The organism is Mycobacterium sp. WMMD1722, assembly GCF_049315205.1.
Lineage (GTDB): Bacteria > Actinomycetota > Actinomycetes > Mycobacteriales > Mycobacteriaceae > Mycobacterium.
In genome coordinates this window covers 2,310,175-2,327,733 of record NZ_CP186056.1, presented here as the reverse complement: position 1 = coordinate 2,327,733, position 17,559 = coordinate 2,310,175, and the positions used below count along the sequence as shown (strand labels likewise).

Genomic DNA, 17,559 nt, shown 5'->3' with positions numbered 1-17,559 from the left:
GACGTGGTCGTGATGTCGACCGCCCGACGGTGCCCCTGATGTGGGGCTCGCGGCGGCGCATCCACCGGCGGTCGGCGCCGCTCCTGCGCGGACTGGGAGCACTCGGCCGGGCGCTGAGCCTGGCGTGGCGTCGCTCGCTGCAGCTACGCGTGGTCAGCCTGACCCTCGGGTTGTCACTGGCGGTCATCCTGGTCCTCGGCTTCGTGCTGACCAGCCAGATCACCGACCGGATCCTCGAGGTCAAGGTCAAAGCCGCGACCGAGGAGATCGAGCAGGCGCGAAACACCGTCGGCGGCATCGTGGGCGGCGAGGAGTCCCGCTCGCTGGACAGCAGCCTGCAGCTGGCCCGCAACACCCTCATCGACCGTAAGGCCGATGCCGGAGCCGGCCTCGCCGGCGCCTACGACGCGGTGCTGGTGGTGCCCGGCGACGGCCCGCGCGCGGCCACCGCCGCCGGTCCGGTCGGTCAGGTGCCCGAGTCGCTCCGCGAGTTCGTCAAGGCCGGACAGGTCAGCTACCAGTACGCCACCGTCACCACCGACGGCTTCTCCGGGCCCGCCCTGATCGTCGGCAGCCCGACGTCCTCGGCGGTCACCAATCTCGAGCTGTACCTGATCTTCCCGCTCAACAACGAGGAATCGACGATCGCGCTGGTGCGCGGCACCATGGCCACCGGAGGCGTCGTCCTGCTCGGCCTGCTGGCCGCCATAGCCCTGCTGGTGGCCCGTCAGATCGTGTTGCCGGTCCGGTCGGCCTCGCGGATCGCCGAACGGTTCGCCGAAGGCCACCTGAGTGAACGCATGCCGGTGCGCGGCGAGGACGATATGGCGCGGCTGGCGGTGTCCTTCAACGACATGGCCGAGAGTCTGCAGCGGCAGATCACCCAGCTCGAGGAATTCGGCAACCTGCAGCGGCGCTTCACCTCGGACGTCAGCCATGAACTGCGGACCCCGCTGACAACCGTGCGGATGGCCGCCGACCTCATCTACGACCACAGCGACGATCTCGACCCGGCGCTGCGGCGGTCCACCGAGTTGATGGTCAACGAACTCGACCGGTTCGAGACGCTGCTGACCGATCTGCTCGAGATCTCCCGCCATGACGCGGGGGTGGCCGAGCTGTCGGTCGAATCGGTGGATCTGCGCTCCACGGTGGGCAGCGCGCTGGACAACGTCGGGCACCTGGCCCGCGACGCCTGTGTCGAGCTGATCGTCGACCAGCCGGCCGACGAGGTGATCGCCGAGGTCGATTCCCGCCGCGTCGAACGAATCCTGCGCAACCTGATCGCCAACGCCATCGACCACGCGGAGCACAAACCGGTCCGCATCCGGATGGCCGCCGACGTCGACACCGTCGCGGTCACGGTTCGCGACTACGGCGTCGGCCTGCGGCCGGGGGAGGAGAAGCTGGTGTTCAGCCGGTTCTGGCGATCCGATCCGTCACGGGTGCGCCGCTCCGGCGGCACCGGCCTGGGTCTGGCCATCAGCATCGAGGATGCCCGCCTGCACCAGGGCCGGCTCGAGGCCTGGGGTGAACCGGGCAAGGGGGCCTGCTTCCGACTCACCCTGCCGCTGGTGCGCGGCCACAAGGTCACCACCAGCCCGCTGCCGCTCAAGCCGACCGCGCCCGAACCCGCGCCGCGGCCCAGCGTCCGCGACCGCCAGCCGGCCGAGGAGACGGTGTGAGACGGGTTGCCGCGGTGGCACTGGTGCTCACGGCCGTGCTCACCGTCGCCGGATGCGCCGGCGTGCCCAGTTCGTCGGCGCCGCAGGCGATCGGCACGGTCGAGCGGCCGGCCCCGCCGAGCCTGCCCAAACCGACGCCCGGGATGGATCCCGACGTCCTGCTGCGCGAGTTCCTCAAGGCCACCGCCGATCCGGCGAACCGGCACCTGGCGGCCCGCCAATTCCTCACCGAGTCCGCGTCCAGGGAGTGGGACGACGCCGGCAGCGCGTTGTTGATCGACCGGGTCGTATTCGTCGAAACCCGTGGGCCGGAACGTGTTTCGGTCCAGATGCGGGCCGATATCCTCGGCTCGCTCTCCGATATGGGGGTATTCGAGACCGGCGAGGGTGCGCTGCCGGACCCGGGACCGATCGAACTGGTCAAGACCTCCGACGGTTGGCGCATCGACCGACTGCCCAACGGCGTGTTCCTCGATTGGCAGCAGTTCCAGTCCACCTACAAGCGCAACACCCTCTATTTCGTGGATCCGACCGGAACCACCGTCGTGCCCGACCCGCGTTACGTCGCGGTCTCCGACCCCGACCAGCTGGCGACCGAGCTGGTCTCCAAGCTGTGCGCCGGGCCGCGGCCGGAGATGCTCAACACGGTGCGCAACCTGCTCGGCGCACCGCTGCGCCTACGCGGTCCGGTGACCCGCGCGGACGGCGGTAAGACCGGCGTCGGTCGCGGATACGGAGGTGCGCGCGTCGATCTGGAGAACTTGTCGACCACCGACCCGCACAGCAGACAGCTGTTGGCTGCGCAGATCATCTGGACGCTCAACCGGGCCGGGGTCAACGGGCCGTATGTGCTCAACGCCGACGGCGCCCCGCTCGACGACCGGTTCGCCGACGGATGGGAGACCTCGGAGGTGGCGGCCACCGATCCCGGCGCATTTCCCGGCGCCGCAGCGGGTCTGCACGCCCTGTTGGGGGGTTCGCTGGTCTCCCTCGACGGCCAGCGGGCGCCGCGGGTGCCCGGATCGTTCGGCGAGGCGCCCAATCAGGTTTCGGCTGCCGTCTCGCGCAGCGGCCAGGATGCCGCCTCGGTGGTCGTGGCCCGCCCCGGTGCTCCCGACATGTCCTCGACGCTGTGGATCGGTCCGCTTGGCGGCCCGGCGGCCCAGGCGCTGGAGGCCCGCAATCTGTCGCGTCCGAGCTGGTCGCTCGAAGACGCGGTGTGGGTGGTGGTCGACGGCAACAACGTCGTCCGCGTGATCCAGGACGCGTCCGGTCAGCCGGCGCGCATCCCGGTCGACACCGCCCCGGTCGCCACCAAGTTCCCCGGACCGATCACCGAGTTGCAGCTCTCCCGCGACGGCACCCGCGCGGCGATGGTGATCGGCGGTCACATCATCCTCGCCTCGGTCGAACAGATGCCCGGCGGACAGTACGCGCTGACCTATCCGCGGCGGCTGGGATTCGGGCTGGGCGACACCGTGGTCTCGTTGTCGTGGCGGACCGGTGATGACGTGGTGGTCAGCCGCAACGATCCGCAGAACCCGGTGTCCTACGTCAACCTCGACGGGGTCAACTCCGACGGGCCCAGCCGCAACCTGGCGATGCCGGTGACCACCGTGGCGGCCAATCCGTCGACCGTCTACGTCGCCGACGCCCGCGGCGTCGTGCAGCTCTCGGTGTCGACCGCCGAGGGGGTGCCGGCGTGGACCGAGGTGCGCCCGCTGATGATCCCGGGCACGCTGCCGGTGCTGCCCGGCTGAGCGGCCGGCCTCAGCGCGTGTGCTTCTCGCCGGCCTTGACGGCCAGCGGGTCCCGCGGTGCGAACCGGCGCCGCAGCACCAGATAGGTCACCGCGGCGACCGCGCCCGAGACGAAGTAGCTCAGATCCGCTCCGGCGAGCCGGTCACCGATCGGGCCGGTGAAGAAGTCGTTGGCCATGAACGGGATCGACACGATCAGACCCACCAGCAGCGCCATCAGACCCGCAGTGTTGAAGCGCCCGAACACGCCCGTCGGGGTGTAGTAGTTCTCGAACGCCGGGATGTCGCGCCCCGCCTTGCGTACGACGAAGTAGTCGATCAGCAGCACGGCGACCCAGGGGGTGATGTAGTACGACAGCACGTGCAGGAACAGCAGGAAGGTGGCCTGGAAGTTGTCGCCACCGAAGATGAGCGCGATCACCATGCCGATGAGTCCGGCGCCGGTCACCGTCACCCACTGCGGCAGCTTCACCCCACACGTCAGCATGTTCATCGCGCCGCTGTAGAGATTGACCGAGTTGTGCGGTATCGCCGACAGGCCCAGGGTGAGCAGGACGACGTAGCGTAGCCAGTCCGGCAGCGCGATGCCGAAGGTGTCGAGGACGTCGCCGTCGGGCAGCAGCGTGATCAGTCCCGCCCCGAGGCACATCATCCAGGTCGTCGACGCGAACAACCCTGCGGTGGCGGCGGTGAAGATCGATGACGGCTTGGCGTCGGCAGGCAGATACCGGGAGTAGTCGGAGGCGTACGGCGCCCAGCTGGCGGTGTAGCCGAACACCGCGGTGAACAGCACCGACCACGCCAGCCAGTATTCGGCACCGGTCGCGGTCGCGGCGGTGCCGGGGCCGCCGCCGCGGACCATCAGGACGATGGACACCACGGTGAGCACCACGATGCTCACCACCGTGATGGCCTTGCCCATCGCGTGCAGGATCTTGTAGCCGAAGACCCCGATGAGAATGCTGATGGCCGCGACCACGACGACGGTCGGCGCGTACGGGGCATGCACCAGATCGGCGAGCGACTTCGCGCCGAGCACCGTGCCCACGCTGTAGTAGCCGATGCACATCAACAGGGTGAGGAAGGCGGGGAGCACGTTGCCCACATAGCCGAAAGCGGCTCTGCCCATGGGCAATTGCGGCATCCCGAGCCGAGGGCCCATCACCGCGCACAAACCCGTCACGATCGAGCCGAGGATGTTGGCCAGCACGATGGCGGTGATGCTGCCGGTGAAGCCCAGCCCCAGCGGACCTCCACTCGCGCCGAGGTAGATGCCGGCCAGGTAGATCACCGGTGCGAAGCGCACCGTGAACTGATTGCGAGGTCGGCCGTGGCGCTGGTCCGGCGGCACATAGTCGATGCCGCGTCGCTCGATCGCCAAGGTGGAATCCGCTGGATCCGCGGACCGAGACGGTTTGACGGTGCTGAAGGTGGACGCACTGCTGTCGTTCATCGAACATCTCCGTTGCGTGTGGAGGCAGTTGCAAGCTCACTCACGGTAAGTTCACCCGCCGTACCGAGACACGTCATCGACAGCCAAGCTCGGCACCGGGGGTTTGGCACGTGGTGCCAACCGTGGTCGACGTCGGTTACGGCCGTGAAAACCACGGTTACGTCGCCGTAACAGTTGCCCGATTCCGCCTGCCCCGCTCGCGAAAACCGTTCTGCCACAGAAGGCTTGGTAGCCCACCGTGAACGGTCGGAGAAATCGTGCGCAAGCCTCGGGCGACACCGCGTGATCCGGTTGACGGTCGGGGCGCATGGTCGTAGCGTATCGATTATCGATAATCAATCGGAGGAGATCGGAAAACATGGTCAACGTCAGAAATGTCCGCGGAGGAACCGGTCTCGACCCCATCAGTGCTGAGGTCGACGAAATCCTCGATGCGATCTTCAACAAGTCCCGGCAGACCAGCGAGGCGTTTTTCGAATCGTTCGCCGCCGATCCCCAGCCGATCATCCTCGCCGAATGGCTGGCCACCCGCGCATGGCGCGAGATCGACTACGTGTTCCTGCTCAACGAAGAGATCCGCCGCTACGGATTGGGCTTCGAACGCAAACACATCACGCTGCTGGCCAAACAGGCCTTCCAGGAAGCCGAGCACTACGAAGCGGTCAGCCACGCCGTCGAATCCCTCGGTGGTACCGCTCCGACGTCGGTCCCGCCGGACTCGCGGGTGTGGAGCGAGTTCCTCTGGGACTGCCTCGACCGCCACCCGCTGGCCGCCGTCGCCGCGTGGAACGCCTCGGAGACCTCGGCGACCGGCAGTCTCGAGCCGACGTTCCTGGCCGGTGAGCGGCACGGGTTCGACGAGGTGGTCCGCGTCCACCGCAAGATCGAGATCGACGAGAAGTTCCACGTCGGTCTCGGCCGGCAGATCCTGTCGCGCTATGCCCAGACCGACGATGACCGCAACGAGATCCTGCGGGCGATGCGCGGAATGCGCGACATCGCGGCGAACATGTTCTCGCCCGAGTCCGCCACCCGCTTGCTGTCAACGTGAACGGCGACGCCGCCCGGCTACGGATGCGCGTCGACGCGGTCGACCGGCAGGCCGACGATGTCGTCACCGTGGATCTGGGCTCGATCGACGGGTCACCGCTGCCCGGCTGGGAACCCGGTTCGCACATCGAGATCGAACTCGCCGACGGACTCGTCCGGCACTACTCGCTGTGCGGCCGTCCCGAGGACGACCGCATGTGGCGGATCGCGGTGCTCAGAGAGCAAGCGGGGCGAGGTGGGTCGCGGTTCGTCCATGAACAGATCCGGCCGGGCGATGTGTTCTCGGTCAGTCGGCCCCGCAACAACTTCGGTGTGGTGCCGGCCGATCGGTATCTGTTCATCGCCGGCGGGATCGGGATCACCCCCATCCTTCCGATGGTCCGGATGGTCGCCGCTCGCGGACAGGCGTGGTCGTTGCTCTACGGCGGCCGAACCCGGGCATCGATGGCATTCGTCTCCGAGGTGACCGGCATCGCCGGTGGCGAGGTGCGCGTCGTACCCCAGGACACCGAGGGCCTGTTGGACCTGACAGATTTTCTCGGTTCGCCGTCGGCCGGTACGGCCATCTACTGCTGCGGGCCGCCCCCGCTGCTGGAAGCCGTTGAACAGCAGTGCCTGTCCTGGCCGCCGCAGACACTGCACATCGAGCGCTTCGTACCGCGGGACAGAGTGCAGGCCCCGGCGGCGGGCTCGGGGTCGGTGCCGGCGGACGGTGCGTTCGACGTCGCGCTCGCCCGAACGGGTGGATCTGTCCACGTCCCCGCCGACCGGACGCTGTTGGAGGTCCTCGAGGACGCCGGGTTCGAGATCGACAACTCGTGCCGGGCCGGCATCTGCGGAACCTGCGAGTTGCGGGTCACCGCCGGCCAGCCCGACCACAACGACGACGTGCTCAGCGACGCCGAACGCGACTCCAACACCGTCATCCTGCCGTGCGTCTCCCGGTCGCGTACCCCCGTGCTCGCCGTCGATCTGTAGTGCTGCACTCCGCTGCCGGATCCGGGGTCGGCGCCGGCGCCCAAACCGTGCCGCAGGGCCGGGAACCGGCCCGCCTTCCGTATGTTTTGACCATGTCCCCACCCGAGTCCCCACCCGAGCAGCCGGTCCTGCGCCAGACGCTCAGCCAGCAGATCCGGGACACGTTGGTGCGCCAGATCGTCTCCGGTGAGTTGGCGCCGGGTGAGCGGCTGGTCGAAACCCGCGTCGCAGCCACGTTCGGAACCAGCCAGGCCCCGGTCCGCGAGGCGCTGCGGGAGTTGGAGACCTTCGGCCTGGTGGAGATCAGGCCACGGCGGGGCACGTTCGTGCGCTCCTTCGTGCGAGAGACGTTGCGCGAAAGCTACGTCCTGCGGGCCGCTCTGGAAGAGGCGGCCACGCGGCTCGTCCTGATGACCGGCAATGTGCCCGTCGATGCGCTCCGCGACGACGTCGACCGGATGCGGCGTGCGGCGCGGATCGCCGACGTCGAATCCGTCGGATTGCAGACCGTGCAGTTCCACCGGCACATCGTCGAGGCGGCCGGCAACGATCTGATCAAGCGCTGCTGGGACAATCTGCACATCGAGGCGCGCACGTCGGTGACCATGATGGCGGCCACCCCGGATCTGTTCGAGATCGCCGATGACCACCAGAGACTGCTCGACTCGCTCGACGACACCGCCATCGACGCGGCGTGCACGCTGGCCCGCGAGCACCAGTGGAACTATGCGCAGATGCCCGAACACATGACCGCGGACTGACGTTCAGCGCGTGCGCACGCCGCTCCAACGTGACGAATGTCGCGTGCGCAGAAGTTGAGTCGGTGATGGGCCGTGCGGGACCATCGAAACATGCCTGTAACACGCGACCGCCGAACGGTGCTGTTGTCGTGCAGCGCGTGACCCGTCGATGGTGGCTGCTCTGCGCGCTGCGCCGCCGGGCCATGACGCGGCGGGTCGACCGCGTCCAAGCGTGGGCCATGGTGCTGGTGACACTCATGGTGGTGTGCGCCGTGCCCGCCGCGGTCGCGGTCGGCCGAGTGGTGGAATCCGCGGAGTCGTCGGCCATCGCGCGGGAATCCGCCACCAAGCGCGCCGTCGAGGTGCCGCCACCCAGCACCGGAGACCGCGTCGAAGGCGACGGTGCGCCTCGGCAGATGTTCATGCCGCTACGCGGTGCCCCCGCCGCCCAGGACGCCAGCATGGGGGCGTCCGAGGGGACGCGTGTCGCGCAGCAGCCGCGGGTCTGGGTCGACGCGACCGGTAAGCGCACCTCGCCGCCCCGCACCCAGGTGGATGCGCGAACCAGCGGGATCGCAGCCGGGCTGATGCTCTGGTTGTCGCTCGCGACGACGGCCGGGGTGGGGTTGGCGACGCTCGGGGGCTTCCTGGATCGCCGGCGGTACCGCCGGTGGGACCGCGATCTCGAGGTGCTGGTCAGCGAGGGCGGCGGCTCGACCGCGAGCAACCCGTGGGCCTGACCCCGTCCGGTCCCGCGAACTGAGATCCGCTCGCAGCGGCGCGATCTCACGACCACGACCGGCTCCGCTGGGGAGTCGGCGCGGGTCGATCGGCGTTAGGTTGGGCGGGTGGATACGCCATCGTCTCCGACGCGGCACGGTGAGACGCTCACGCTGGGCGAGTTGCTCGGCGACGAGGTGCTCGCCGGTGCCCAGTTGATCGCCGGGCGCTCCGGGCTGGAGCGGACGATCAGCGCGGTCAACGTGATGACGGTGCCCGAGATCGGCAAGTGGGTCCGGCGGGATGAATTCCTGCTGGCCACAGGCTATCCGCTCCCTCGCGACGACGCCGGTCAGAGCAGATTGCTCACCGACCTGCACGCGCTCGGGCTGGCGGGGATCGGCATCAAGCTCGATCGCTACGTACCCGAGTTGGGAGCCGGCATGATCGGTGTGGCCGAACGCCTCGGTCTGCCGCTGGTGGTCATCCCGGAGAACATCCGATTCGACGACATCCTGAGCCGGGCGTTCGCCATCATCGTCAACCGGCAGGCCTCCACACTGGCCAAGGCCCAGGAGATCCACCACTCCTTCCTGTCGATCACCCTCGCCGGTGGCGGACTGTCCGAATTGGCCTGCCGCCTGTCCGAACTCCTCGGCGACGCCAGTGTGGTGATCGCCGATCCGCAGGGCAGCGTGCTCGCCGTCGCGGGGGACCAGGAGCCGCTGGCGGCCATGAACTTTCTCAAGACCGAGTCGGCCGATCAGCTGCGCCTGGGTTTGACCGGCCTGCACACCGACCGGACGACCGGGCGGCGGTGGGCGTCCCGGCAGATCCGTGCGGGGCGGCTGCACCACGGCTTCGTCGCTGCCGTCGAGGCCGAACGACCGTTCGGCGATTTCAGCCTGGTGGCCGTCGGGCAGGCCGCCATCGTGGCCGCACTGGAGATCACCCGCGATCTCGCAGTCGGTGCGGTGGAACGACGGTTCTCGTCGAATGCGCTGTTCGAGTTGATCTCGGGCAGCGAGACCGACACCGACACCGCTGCTCTGGGATCCGGCTTCGGCTGGGATCTCGACCGCCAGATCGCCGTTCTCGTCGGCCGGAGAGAGGGGCCGGAAACGGAAGCGCGAGCATCGAGCCGGCGGTCACGCCTGGCCGACGACCGCGCCATCGAATTCTGGACCTCGGCGGTGCGCAGCCGAGACCGTCGCGCGGCCGCATCCGGTCTGGGCTCAGAGCTGGTCGCCGTCATCGGCGCCGATCAAGACGTGCTCGCCGTGGCGCGCGCGGTGCAGTCAGAAGTCGGGCAATTCACCAACGCGCAGTACGCAATCGGGGTCAGCCGCAGCTATGCCGGGCCGGCCGGGGTGGCCATCGGCTACCGGGAGGCGCGCACGGCGTTGCGGCTCGGTCCCCGGGTGTCGGGTGCCGGTGCGGTGACCGCCTACGGTGATCTCGGCCTGTTCCGGTTGCTCGCCCAGGTCGGCGACGACGATCTGCGGGCGTTCGCCGACGACGTCCTCGGGCCGGTGCTGCGGATGGCCGAGCCCGAGCGCGACGAGATGTTGCAGACCCTGCAGACCCTGATCGAACACAACATGAACATGGCCGAGGCCGCGCGCCATCTCTGCTTTCACTACAACACGCTGAGGTACCGCCTGGCCAAGTTGGAGCGGTTGCTCGGCCCCTTCAGCACCAGCACACCGGTGGCCATGCAGGTCGGCGTCGCCCTGCAGATCCACAAGATGCATCGGATCCCCGGCTGATCCCCCTGAGTTCACCTTTCTAGACCCAGGAATAGCGCCGGGCTGCCCCGCCTTGTCCCTGGCATGGACCGCATCGAGACACCCTTCGCCGGCTTACGGCTCACCTACCGCAGCGCCAAGGACTTCGACGACCTGCACGCAGCCCTGCTCGCCGACGTGGGGGACCGACCGGTGCCGATCGGTGACATCGCCGCCGCGACCAAGACCTGGGACGACTACGAGGACCGGGTCGCACCGCACGCCGGGCCGAGTGGCTTCATGTTGTTCGCCGAGCTCGATCACGGCGGCTGGCTCGTGAAGGCCGGTATCGACCGGCGGGTGCTGCGGGCGGTGATCGGCAATCCGCTCATCGCGATCACGATGATGCGCCACGACGTGACCGCCGGCCTGTTCGCCCCGGTCGAGCTGCTGCTGACCGCCGAACCCGACGGGGGAAGCGCACTGACCTACGTTCAGCCGTCCTCGCTCATGGTCACCGCACCGAACCCGGCGCTGCTCGCCGCGGCGCAGGACCTCGACGGCAAGCTCGCGGCGCTCGCCCGCTCGATCATCTGAGCGGCCACCTGTCGGAGCCGTGCGCGACACTGCCCCCATGCTCGACCTGGTGTTGCCCCGGCAATGCGGCGGCTGCGGTGCGCCGGGCCGCACCTGGTGCGATCGCTGCGCCGGGGAGTTGACCGTGCGGCCCGACCAGCCGCACATCGTCGTCCCCCGGGTCGACCCGGGGGTGCCGGTGTTCTCCCTCGGCCGCTATGCCGGCGCGCGGCGCCGGGCCATCGTCGAACTCAAAGAGCACGGCCGCGCCGACCTGGTCGGTGTCTTCGCCGCTGCGCTGCGGGACGGGCTGGGCCAGCTGGCCGGCTGGGGGATCGTCGACGATGCGATCCCGCTGGTCCCAGCGCCGACCCGGTTCCTGGCCGCGCGCCGCCGCGGCGGCGATCCGGTGACCCGCATCGCCAGGGCCGGCGGGCGCGACGTGGTCAGCGCCCTGCGGTCGCGTCCGTTCACCCGCGACTCCGTCGGCCTGTCGGTCACCGACCGCCAGCGCAATGTGGCCGGCCGGATCCGGCTCCTTCGCCTACCCGGGCGGGTGGCGTTGCTCGTCGACGATGTGATCACCACCGGGGCGACGGCGGCCGAATCGGTGCGCGTGCTGCAAACCGCCGGTGTGGCGGTGCCCGCGGTGCTCACCCTCGCCCATGCGTGAGGCGGGCGGCGATCACCGCCGGGTCAAACCGCCGTGAAGAACTGGAAACAGGTCGGGGGAATCACTGGCCGACCGGGTGAACAACGACTACCGTCGGCCTTAACCACCCGTGAATTCCACGGCCGGCGCTCAGACCGAGGCGCCACTTCGCCGCTCAACGGTAGGAGGTGAGTACTCGACACCTTGCGCCGGTGGGCTGCGGCCCCCATCTCTGCCCCCGCAATTCGTCGGCGCGTCTCGTGACAGGTCCGGCACGCCGTCCGGCGTGCGATGCGCAAGAGAAATGAGTTGCACCGTATGTCAATCCATTCCATCGAATCCGACAGCACAATGGTGTCCGACAGCACGACCGCGATCGACGAGGAGAACTCCGCTTCGGGTCGTAAGGCCGACGTCGTCGTCACGGGCCGCAACGTAGAGATCCCCGACCACTTCCGCACCCACGTCGCCGAGAAGCTCGCGCGCCTCGAACGGTTCGACCGCAGCATCTACCTGTTCGACGTCGAACTCGATCACGAGAACAACCGCCGCCAACGCAAGAACTGTCAGCACGTCGAGATCACCGCCCGCGGGCGCGGCCCCGTCGTACGCGGCGAAGCCTGCGCCGAGAGCTTCTACGGGGCGTTCGAATCAGCGGTCAGCAAACTCGAGAACCGGCTCCGGCGCAGCAAGGACCGCCGCAAGATCCACTACGGGGACAAGCGGCCCGTCTCGGTGGCCGAGGCGACCGCCTTCGCCGCGACGATCGACGCGCCGCCGCCCGCCACCGACGACGAACCCCGCGTCGACGGAATCGCCGTCGACGATCACGAACCCGGTCGCATCGTGCGCGTCAAGGAGCACCCCGCCACGCCGATGACCGTCGACGACGCGCTGTCCCAGATGGAACTGGTGGGGCACGACTTCTTCCTGTTCCACGACAAGGAATCCGATCGGGCCTGCGTCGTGTACCGCCGCCACGCCTACGACTACGGACTCATCCGGCTGGCCGCGACACCGGAGCCCTGAGCCCGGCCGTCCGGGCCGGCGGCCCCGACTGCCGGAGCAGAGGAACCCCGCGATCGGGCGATCGCGGGGTTCTTCGCGTCGCACACGGGCCGGTGGAATGGGTGTTGCCAGGTACGGGCTCTACCATGGACCTCGTTCCTTACCTCAACCAACAGGGGAAAAAGCGTGCTCGATAAGTTGCTCCGTCTCGGTGAAGGCCGCATGGTCAAGCGCCTCAAGAAGGTCGCCGACTATGTCAACACCTTGTCCGACGACGTCGAGAAGCTGTCTGACGCCGAGCTGCGCGCCAAGACCGACGAGTTTAAGAAGCAGTTGGCCGACCAGAACGACCCGGTGGACCTCGACGATCTGCTCCCCGAGGCGTTCGCGGTGGCCCGCGAGGCGGCCTGGCGGGTGCTGGGGCAGCGGCACTTCGACGTCCAGGTCATGGGCGGCGCCGCTCTGCACTTCGGCAACGTCGCGGAGATGAAAACCGGTGAGGGCAAGACGCTGACCTGTGTGTTGCCGGCGTACCTCAACGCGCTGTCCGGCGACGGGGTGCACGTCGTCACGGTGAACGACTATCTGGCCAAACGTGACAGCGAGTGGATGGGTCGCGTGCACCGGTTCCTCGGCCTCGACGTCGGTGTCATCCTCTCCGGCCTGACGCCGGATCAGCGCCGGACCGCCTACGCCGCGGACATCACCTACGGCACCAACAACGAGTTCGGCTTCGACTACCTGCGCGACAACATGGCCCACCGGCTCGAGGACCTGGTGCAGCGCGGCCACAACTTCGCCGTCGTCGACGAGGTCGACTCGATCCTCATCGACGAGGCCCGTACCCCGTTGATCATCTCCGGCCCCGCCGACAGTGCCTCGAACTGGTACCCCGAGTTCGCCCGGCTGGCACCGCTGATGGAGAAGGACGTCCATTACGAGGTCGACCTGCGCAAGCGCACGATCGGCGTACACGAACTGGGCGTCGAATTCGTCGAGGATCAACTCGGCATCGAGAACCTCTACGAGGCGGCCAACTCACCACTGGTCAGCTATCTGAACAACGCCCTGAAGGCCAAGGAGCTGTTTCAGCGCGATAAGGACTACATCGTCCGCAACGGCGAGGTCATCATCGTCGACGAGTTCACCGGCCGCACGCTGGTGGGCCGCCGCTACAACGAAGGCATGCACCAGGCCATCGAGGCCAAGGAGCGCGTCGAGATCAAGGCCGAGAACCAGACGCTCGCCACGATCACGCTGCAGAACTACTTCCGGCTGTACAACAAGCTCTCCGGGATGACCGGTACGGCCCAGACAGAGGCCTCCGAGCTCTACGAGATCTACAAACTCGGCGTGGTGCCGATCCCGACCAACCGGCCGATGGTGCGCAGCGATCAGACCGACCTGATCTACAAGACCGAAGAGGCCAAGTACCTCGCGGTGGTCGACGACGTGGTCGAGCGCTACGAGAAGGGGCAGCCGGTGCTGATCGGCACCACCAGCGTCGAACGCTCGGAGTATCTGTCGAAGCAGTTCACCAAGCGCAAGGTGCCGCACAGTGTGCTCAACGCCAAGTACCACGAGCAGGAGGCGAACATCATCGCCGAGGCCGGTCGGCTGGGCGCGATCACCGTGGCCACCAACATGGCCGGCCGCGGAACCGACATCGTGCTCGGTGGCAACGTCGACTTCCTGGCCGACAAGCGGCTGCGCGAGCAGGGTCTCGACCCGGTCGAGACCCCCGAGGAGTATGAGGCGGCCTGGGACAAGACCGTCACCGCGATCAAGGACGAGGTGACCGCGGAGGCCGAAGATGTCCGCGAGGCCGGCGGCCTGTACGTGCTGGGCACCGAGCGGCACGAGTCACGACGCATCGACAACCAGCTGCGTGGCCGTTCCGGCCGGCAGGGCGATCCCGGTGAGTCGCGGTTCTACCTCTCCCTGGGTGACGAACTCATGCGGCGCTTCAACGGTGCCACCCTCGAGGCGCTGCTGACCCGGCTCAACCTGCCCGACGATGTGCCGATCGAGGCCAAGATGGTCACCCGCGCCATCAAGAGCGCCCAGACCCAGGTCGAGCAGCAGAACTTCGAGGTGCGCAAGAACGTCCTCAAATACGACGAGGTGATGAACCAGCAGCGCAAGGTCATCTACAAGGAGCGCCGCCTCATTCTGGAGGGCGAGAACCTGCAGGACCAGGCGCATCAGATGCTCGTCGACGTCATCACCGCCTACGTCGACGGCGCCACCGCCGAGGGCTACTCCGAAGACTGGGACCTGGAGAAACTGTGGGAGGCCCTGCGGTCGCTCTATCCCGTCGGTGTCGACCACCACGACCTGATCGATTCCGACGCGGTCGGCGAGGCCGGTGAACTCACCCGCGAGGAGCTGCTCGACGTCCTGATCAAGGATGCCGAGCGCGCCTATGCGGAACGGGAGCGCCAGCTCGAGGAGCTCGGGGGCGAGGGCGCCATGCGTCAGCTCGAGCGCAATGTGCTGCTCAACGTGATCGACCGCAAGTGGCGCGAACACCTCTACGAGATGGACTACCTCAAGGAGGGCATCGGACTGCGCGCCATGGCTCAGCGCGATCCGCTGGTCGAATACCAACGCGAGGGTTACGACATGTTCATCGGCATGCTCGACGCGCTCAAGGAGGAGTCGGTCGGGTTCCTGTTCAACGTGTCCGTGGAGGCCAATCCGGCGCCCACCGTCGCGCCTGTCGCGCCGCCCAAGGGCCTGGCCGATCTGGCCGGTGGCAAGGGCAATGCCCAGGCCGAGGCCCGCCAGGGCGGGGTGGCTACCAAGGAGCGCGAGGAGCCGGCGCCGACCCTGCGGGCCAAGGGCATCGAGAACGAGGCACCGCCGCTGACCTACGTGGGACCCGGTGAGGACGGATCCGCGGAGGTGCAGCGCAGCAACGGTGGCACGCGCACCGCGGCGGCCACCGGCGGCAGCCGCCGCGAGCGTCGTGAGGCCGCGCGCCGCCAGGCCAAGACCGACGCCCCCGCCGATCACCGCAAGCTCCGCCGCAGGGGCTGACCGGACTCCGGCGAGGTCAGCCGATCTGGAGCGCGACCACCCGCCAGCGGCCGTCGCCGAGCAGTTCGATCCTGGCGGCGATGGCCCGCACCCGGTCACCGCGGGTGTAGGTCGCCGACACCTCGGCGGCGTCAGCACCCTTGGGGTGCAATCGCATTCGCCGCAATGCGGCGCAGGTGTGGTGTGGTCCGCCGTGGTGCAGTCGGCTGAGCGCCGCGATGGTGTCGAGCTGCGGCGGTGCGAGCACCGCCTTGAGATGCGACACCGGGCGTCGGTGATCGAGTACCTCCAGGACCCGGCGCAGCGCCATATCGGCGAAGACGGCCGCCGCGCGTGGCGGCGCTGCCTCGGACGGCTCCAAGGATCCGGAGCGCCTGGGCCGCAACGGGCGCGGTGAATGCCGCCGCAGTGCGGCGGCCGACGGCGCAGAGCAGGCGTCGCCGGCCGATCCCACCGGCGCGGGTTCGTAGTCGACGACCGGTGAGGTCAACGACCTACGGGGGGTGGGCGGAACGGGTGGGGGCACAGCGACTCTCCGGCGGAACGCGGTGGGACATGGGGCGGCCGTCAGGGGAGAGGAACGGACGCCCTCATCGTCGCACGGCGGGCGGGGGGTCCGGTGCACCCGCTGATGCGCGCCCACAGCAAGGACGGTTACCGTGACCTTGATCGCGGATTCGCCGGCGCGGGTCGGCGGGCCAGGGGGGAGTGACGCCGCATGGTGACCAGGCTGTCGGCGTCGGACGCGGCGTTCTACCACCTGGAGAACTCCGCGACGCCGATGTACGTCGGGAGTCTGTCGATCCTGCGCAAACCCCGCAACGGCTTGAGCTACGAGACGTTGCTGGCCACCGTCGAGCAGCGGCTGCCCCAGATACCGCGGTACCGGCAGAAGGTCCGCGAGGTCACCATGAACCTCGCCCGCCCGGTCTGGATCGACGACCGTGACTTCGACATCACCTATCACATCCGGCGCTCGGCGCTGCCGTCGCCGGGTAGCGACGCCCAACTGCACGATCTGATCGCCCGGCTGAGTTCCCGGCCGCTGGACCGGTCCCGCCCGCTGTGGGAGATGTACCTGGTCGAGGGCTTGGCCAAGAACCGGGTGGCGATCTACACCAAGTCTCACCAGGCGCTGGTCAACGGGATGACCGCCCTCGAGATCGGTCATGTGATCGCCGACCGCAACCAGAAGCCGCCGACGTTCGGGGAGGACATCTGGATCCCTGCCCGCGAGCCCGGTGACGGTGCGCTGCTGCTCGGGGCGATCGGGGAGTGGATCACCCGGCCCGCCGAACAGCTGGGTTCGCTCAGGTCGACGGTGGCCGAGGTCTCGACCAACGCCGAACAGCTGCTGGCGGTCGGACGGCGCTTCGCCGACGTGGCCCGGCTGGTGGCCCGCGGCACGGCGCCGTCGAGCCCGCTGAACACCACCGTCTCGCGTAACCGGCGATTCACCGTGGCCGGTCATCCGCTCGAGGACTACCGCGCGGTGCGGGCGCGCTACGACTGCGACGTCAACGACGTGGTGCTCGCGGTGGTGGCGGGCGCGCTGCGCAACTGGCTGCTCTCGCGCGGTGAGCCGGTGAACCCGACCGCCACCGTGCGCGCCATGGCGCCGATGTCGGTGTACCCCGAAGCCGAACTGGACGGCTCCGGGCCTGGTCAGGCCATCAGTGAGGTGGCGCCGTTCCTGGTCGACCTGCCGGTCGGCGAGGGTAACGCCGTCGTCCGGCTGTCCCAGATCGCCCATGCCACCGAGTCACATCCGACCGCGTCCAGCCTGGTCGACGCACGCACCATCGTCACCCTCTCGGGTTTCGCCCCGCCGACGTTGCACGCCATGGGAACCCGGGTGGCGACCAGTTTCTCCGCGCGCCTGTTCAATCTGCTGATCACCAACGTGCCGGGTGCCCAGAAGCAGATGTATGTGGCCGGAACCAAGCTGCTGGAGACCTATGCCGTGCCGCCGCTGCTGCACAACCAGGGCCTGGCGATCGGCGTGACGTCCTACAACGGTCAGCTGTACTACGGGATCAATGCCGATCGGGACGCCATGAGTGACGTCGACATGCTGCCGGGTCTCCTCCAGGAGTCGCTCGATGAACTCTCCGAGGCGGCCCGGTAACCCAGTTGTGACGACCCGGGAGTTGACGTGACCGGCCGTC

At 68.5% G+C, this 17,559-nt stretch carries 14 protein-coding genes; 12 read left to right on the top strand and 2 right to left on the bottom strand.

Features of this window, described 5'->3' with window-relative positions; all coding sequences use genetic code 11:
- The first annotated feature begins 35 nt into the window (after positions 1-35).
- Together mtrB and lpqB are read left to right on the top strand one after the other, a co-directional pair.
- Positions 36-1,685 carry an MtrAB system histidine kinase MtrB gene (gene mtrB / locus ACN27E_RS11035; RefSeq protein ID WP_422749802.1) on the top strand — a complete coding sequence of 550 codons (1,650 nt, stop codon included), beginning with the start codon at positions 36-38 and terminating at the stop codon, positions 1,683-1,685.
- Positions 1,682-3,445, top strand: a complete 1,764-nt coding sequence (lpqB, locus tag ACN27E_RS11030) for an MtrAB system accessory lipoprotein LpqB (RefSeq protein WP_422749015.1) — start codon at positions 1,682-1,684, stop codon at positions 3,443-3,445. Before mtrB ends, lpqB begins: the two co-directional genes overlap by 4 nt.
- Positions 3,446-3,455: 10 nt before the next feature.
- Here the strand turns inward: lpqB and ACN27E_RS11025 are convergent, their stop codons facing one another.
- The gene (locus ACN27E_RS11025) at positions 3,456-4,898 is read right to left on the bottom strand and encodes a purine-cytosine permease family protein (protein ID WP_422749014.1); all 1,443 of its coding nucleotides are present in this window, start codon (positions 4,896-4,898) and stop codon (positions 3,456-3,458) included.
- 358 nt (positions 4,899-5,256) lie between these two features.
- On the opposite strand from ACN27E_RS11025, the gene ACN27E_RS11020 reads away from it, so the two are divergent.
- From ACN27E_RS11020 to secA, 9 genes are all read left to right on the top strand, one after another.
- Positions 5,257-5,949 carry a hypothetical protein gene (locus ACN27E_RS11020; RefSeq protein WP_422749012.1) on the top strand — a complete coding sequence of 231 codons (693 nt, stop codon included), beginning with the start codon at positions 5,257-5,259 and terminating at the stop codon, positions 5,947-5,949.
- Complete coding sequence (locus tag ACN27E_RS11015; RefSeq protein WP_422749010.1) at positions 5,946-6,926, top strand: PDR/VanB family oxidoreductase; 981 nt, start codon at positions 5,946-5,948, stop codon at positions 6,924-6,926. The genes ACN27E_RS11020 and ACN27E_RS11015 overlap by 4 nt, the downstream gene beginning before the upstream one ends.
- Before the next feature lie 92 nt (positions 6,927-7,018).
- Entirely contained in the window at positions 7,019-7,687 is a 669-nt protein-coding gene (locus tag ACN27E_RS11010) for a GntR family transcriptional regulator (protein ID WP_422749009.1), read from the top strand.
- A gap of 137 nt (positions 7,688-7,824) precedes the next feature.
- Positions 7,825-8,406, top strand: a complete 582-nt coding sequence (locus ACN27E_RS11005; RefSeq protein ID WP_422749007.1) for a hypothetical protein — start codon at positions 7,825-7,827, stop codon at positions 8,404-8,406.
- A gap of 108 nt (positions 8,407-8,514) precedes the next feature.
- Positions 8,515-10,155, top strand: coding sequence for a PucR family transcriptional regulator (locus ACN27E_RS11000; RefSeq protein WP_422749005.1), 1,641 nt, complete (start codon positions 8,515-8,517; stop codon positions 10,153-10,155).
- A gap of 63 nt (positions 10,156-10,218) precedes the next feature.
- Positions 10,219-10,710, top strand: a complete 492-nt coding sequence (locus ACN27E_RS10995) for a DUF302 domain-containing protein (RefSeq protein ID WP_422749003.1) — start codon at positions 10,219-10,221, stop codon at positions 10,708-10,710.
- 37 nt (positions 10,711-10,747) lie between these two features.
- On the top strand, positions 10,748-11,362 hold the full coding sequence (locus ACN27E_RS10990) for a ComF family protein (protein WP_422749001.1): 615 nt from the start codon (positions 10,748-10,750) through the stop codon (positions 11,360-11,362).
- A gap of 330 nt (positions 11,363-11,692) precedes the next feature.
- Positions 11,693-12,370, top strand: a complete 678-nt coding sequence (hpf, locus tag ACN27E_RS10985) for a ribosome hibernation-promoting factor, HPF/YfiA family (RefSeq protein WP_422749800.1) — start codon at positions 11,693-11,695, stop codon at positions 12,368-12,370.
- 165 nt (positions 12,371-12,535) lie between these two features.
- Positions 12,536-15,391: a preprotein translocase subunit SecA gene (gene secA, locus ACN27E_RS10980; protein WP_422749000.1), complete on the top strand. Its 2,856-nt coding sequence runs from the start codon at positions 12,536-12,538 to the stop codon at positions 15,389-15,391.
- A 16-nt stretch (positions 15,392-15,407) separates the two neighbouring features.
- On the opposite strand, the gene ACN27E_RS10975 is transcribed toward secA, so the two are convergent.
- On the bottom strand, positions 15,408-15,881 hold the full coding sequence (locus ACN27E_RS10975; protein ID WP_422748998.1) for an Rv3235 family protein: 474 nt from the start codon (positions 15,879-15,881) through the stop codon (positions 15,408-15,410).
- Positions 15,882-16,109: 228 nt separating this feature from the next.
- Here ACN27E_RS10975 and ACN27E_RS10970 point away from each other — a divergent pair, with 228 nt between their 5' ends.
- Positions 16,110-17,519, top strand: a complete 1,410-nt coding sequence (locus tag ACN27E_RS10970; protein WP_422748996.1) for a WS/DGAT/MGAT family O-acyltransferase — start codon at positions 16,110-16,112, stop codon at positions 17,517-17,519.
- Positions 17,520-17,559 lie beyond the last annotated feature (40 nt).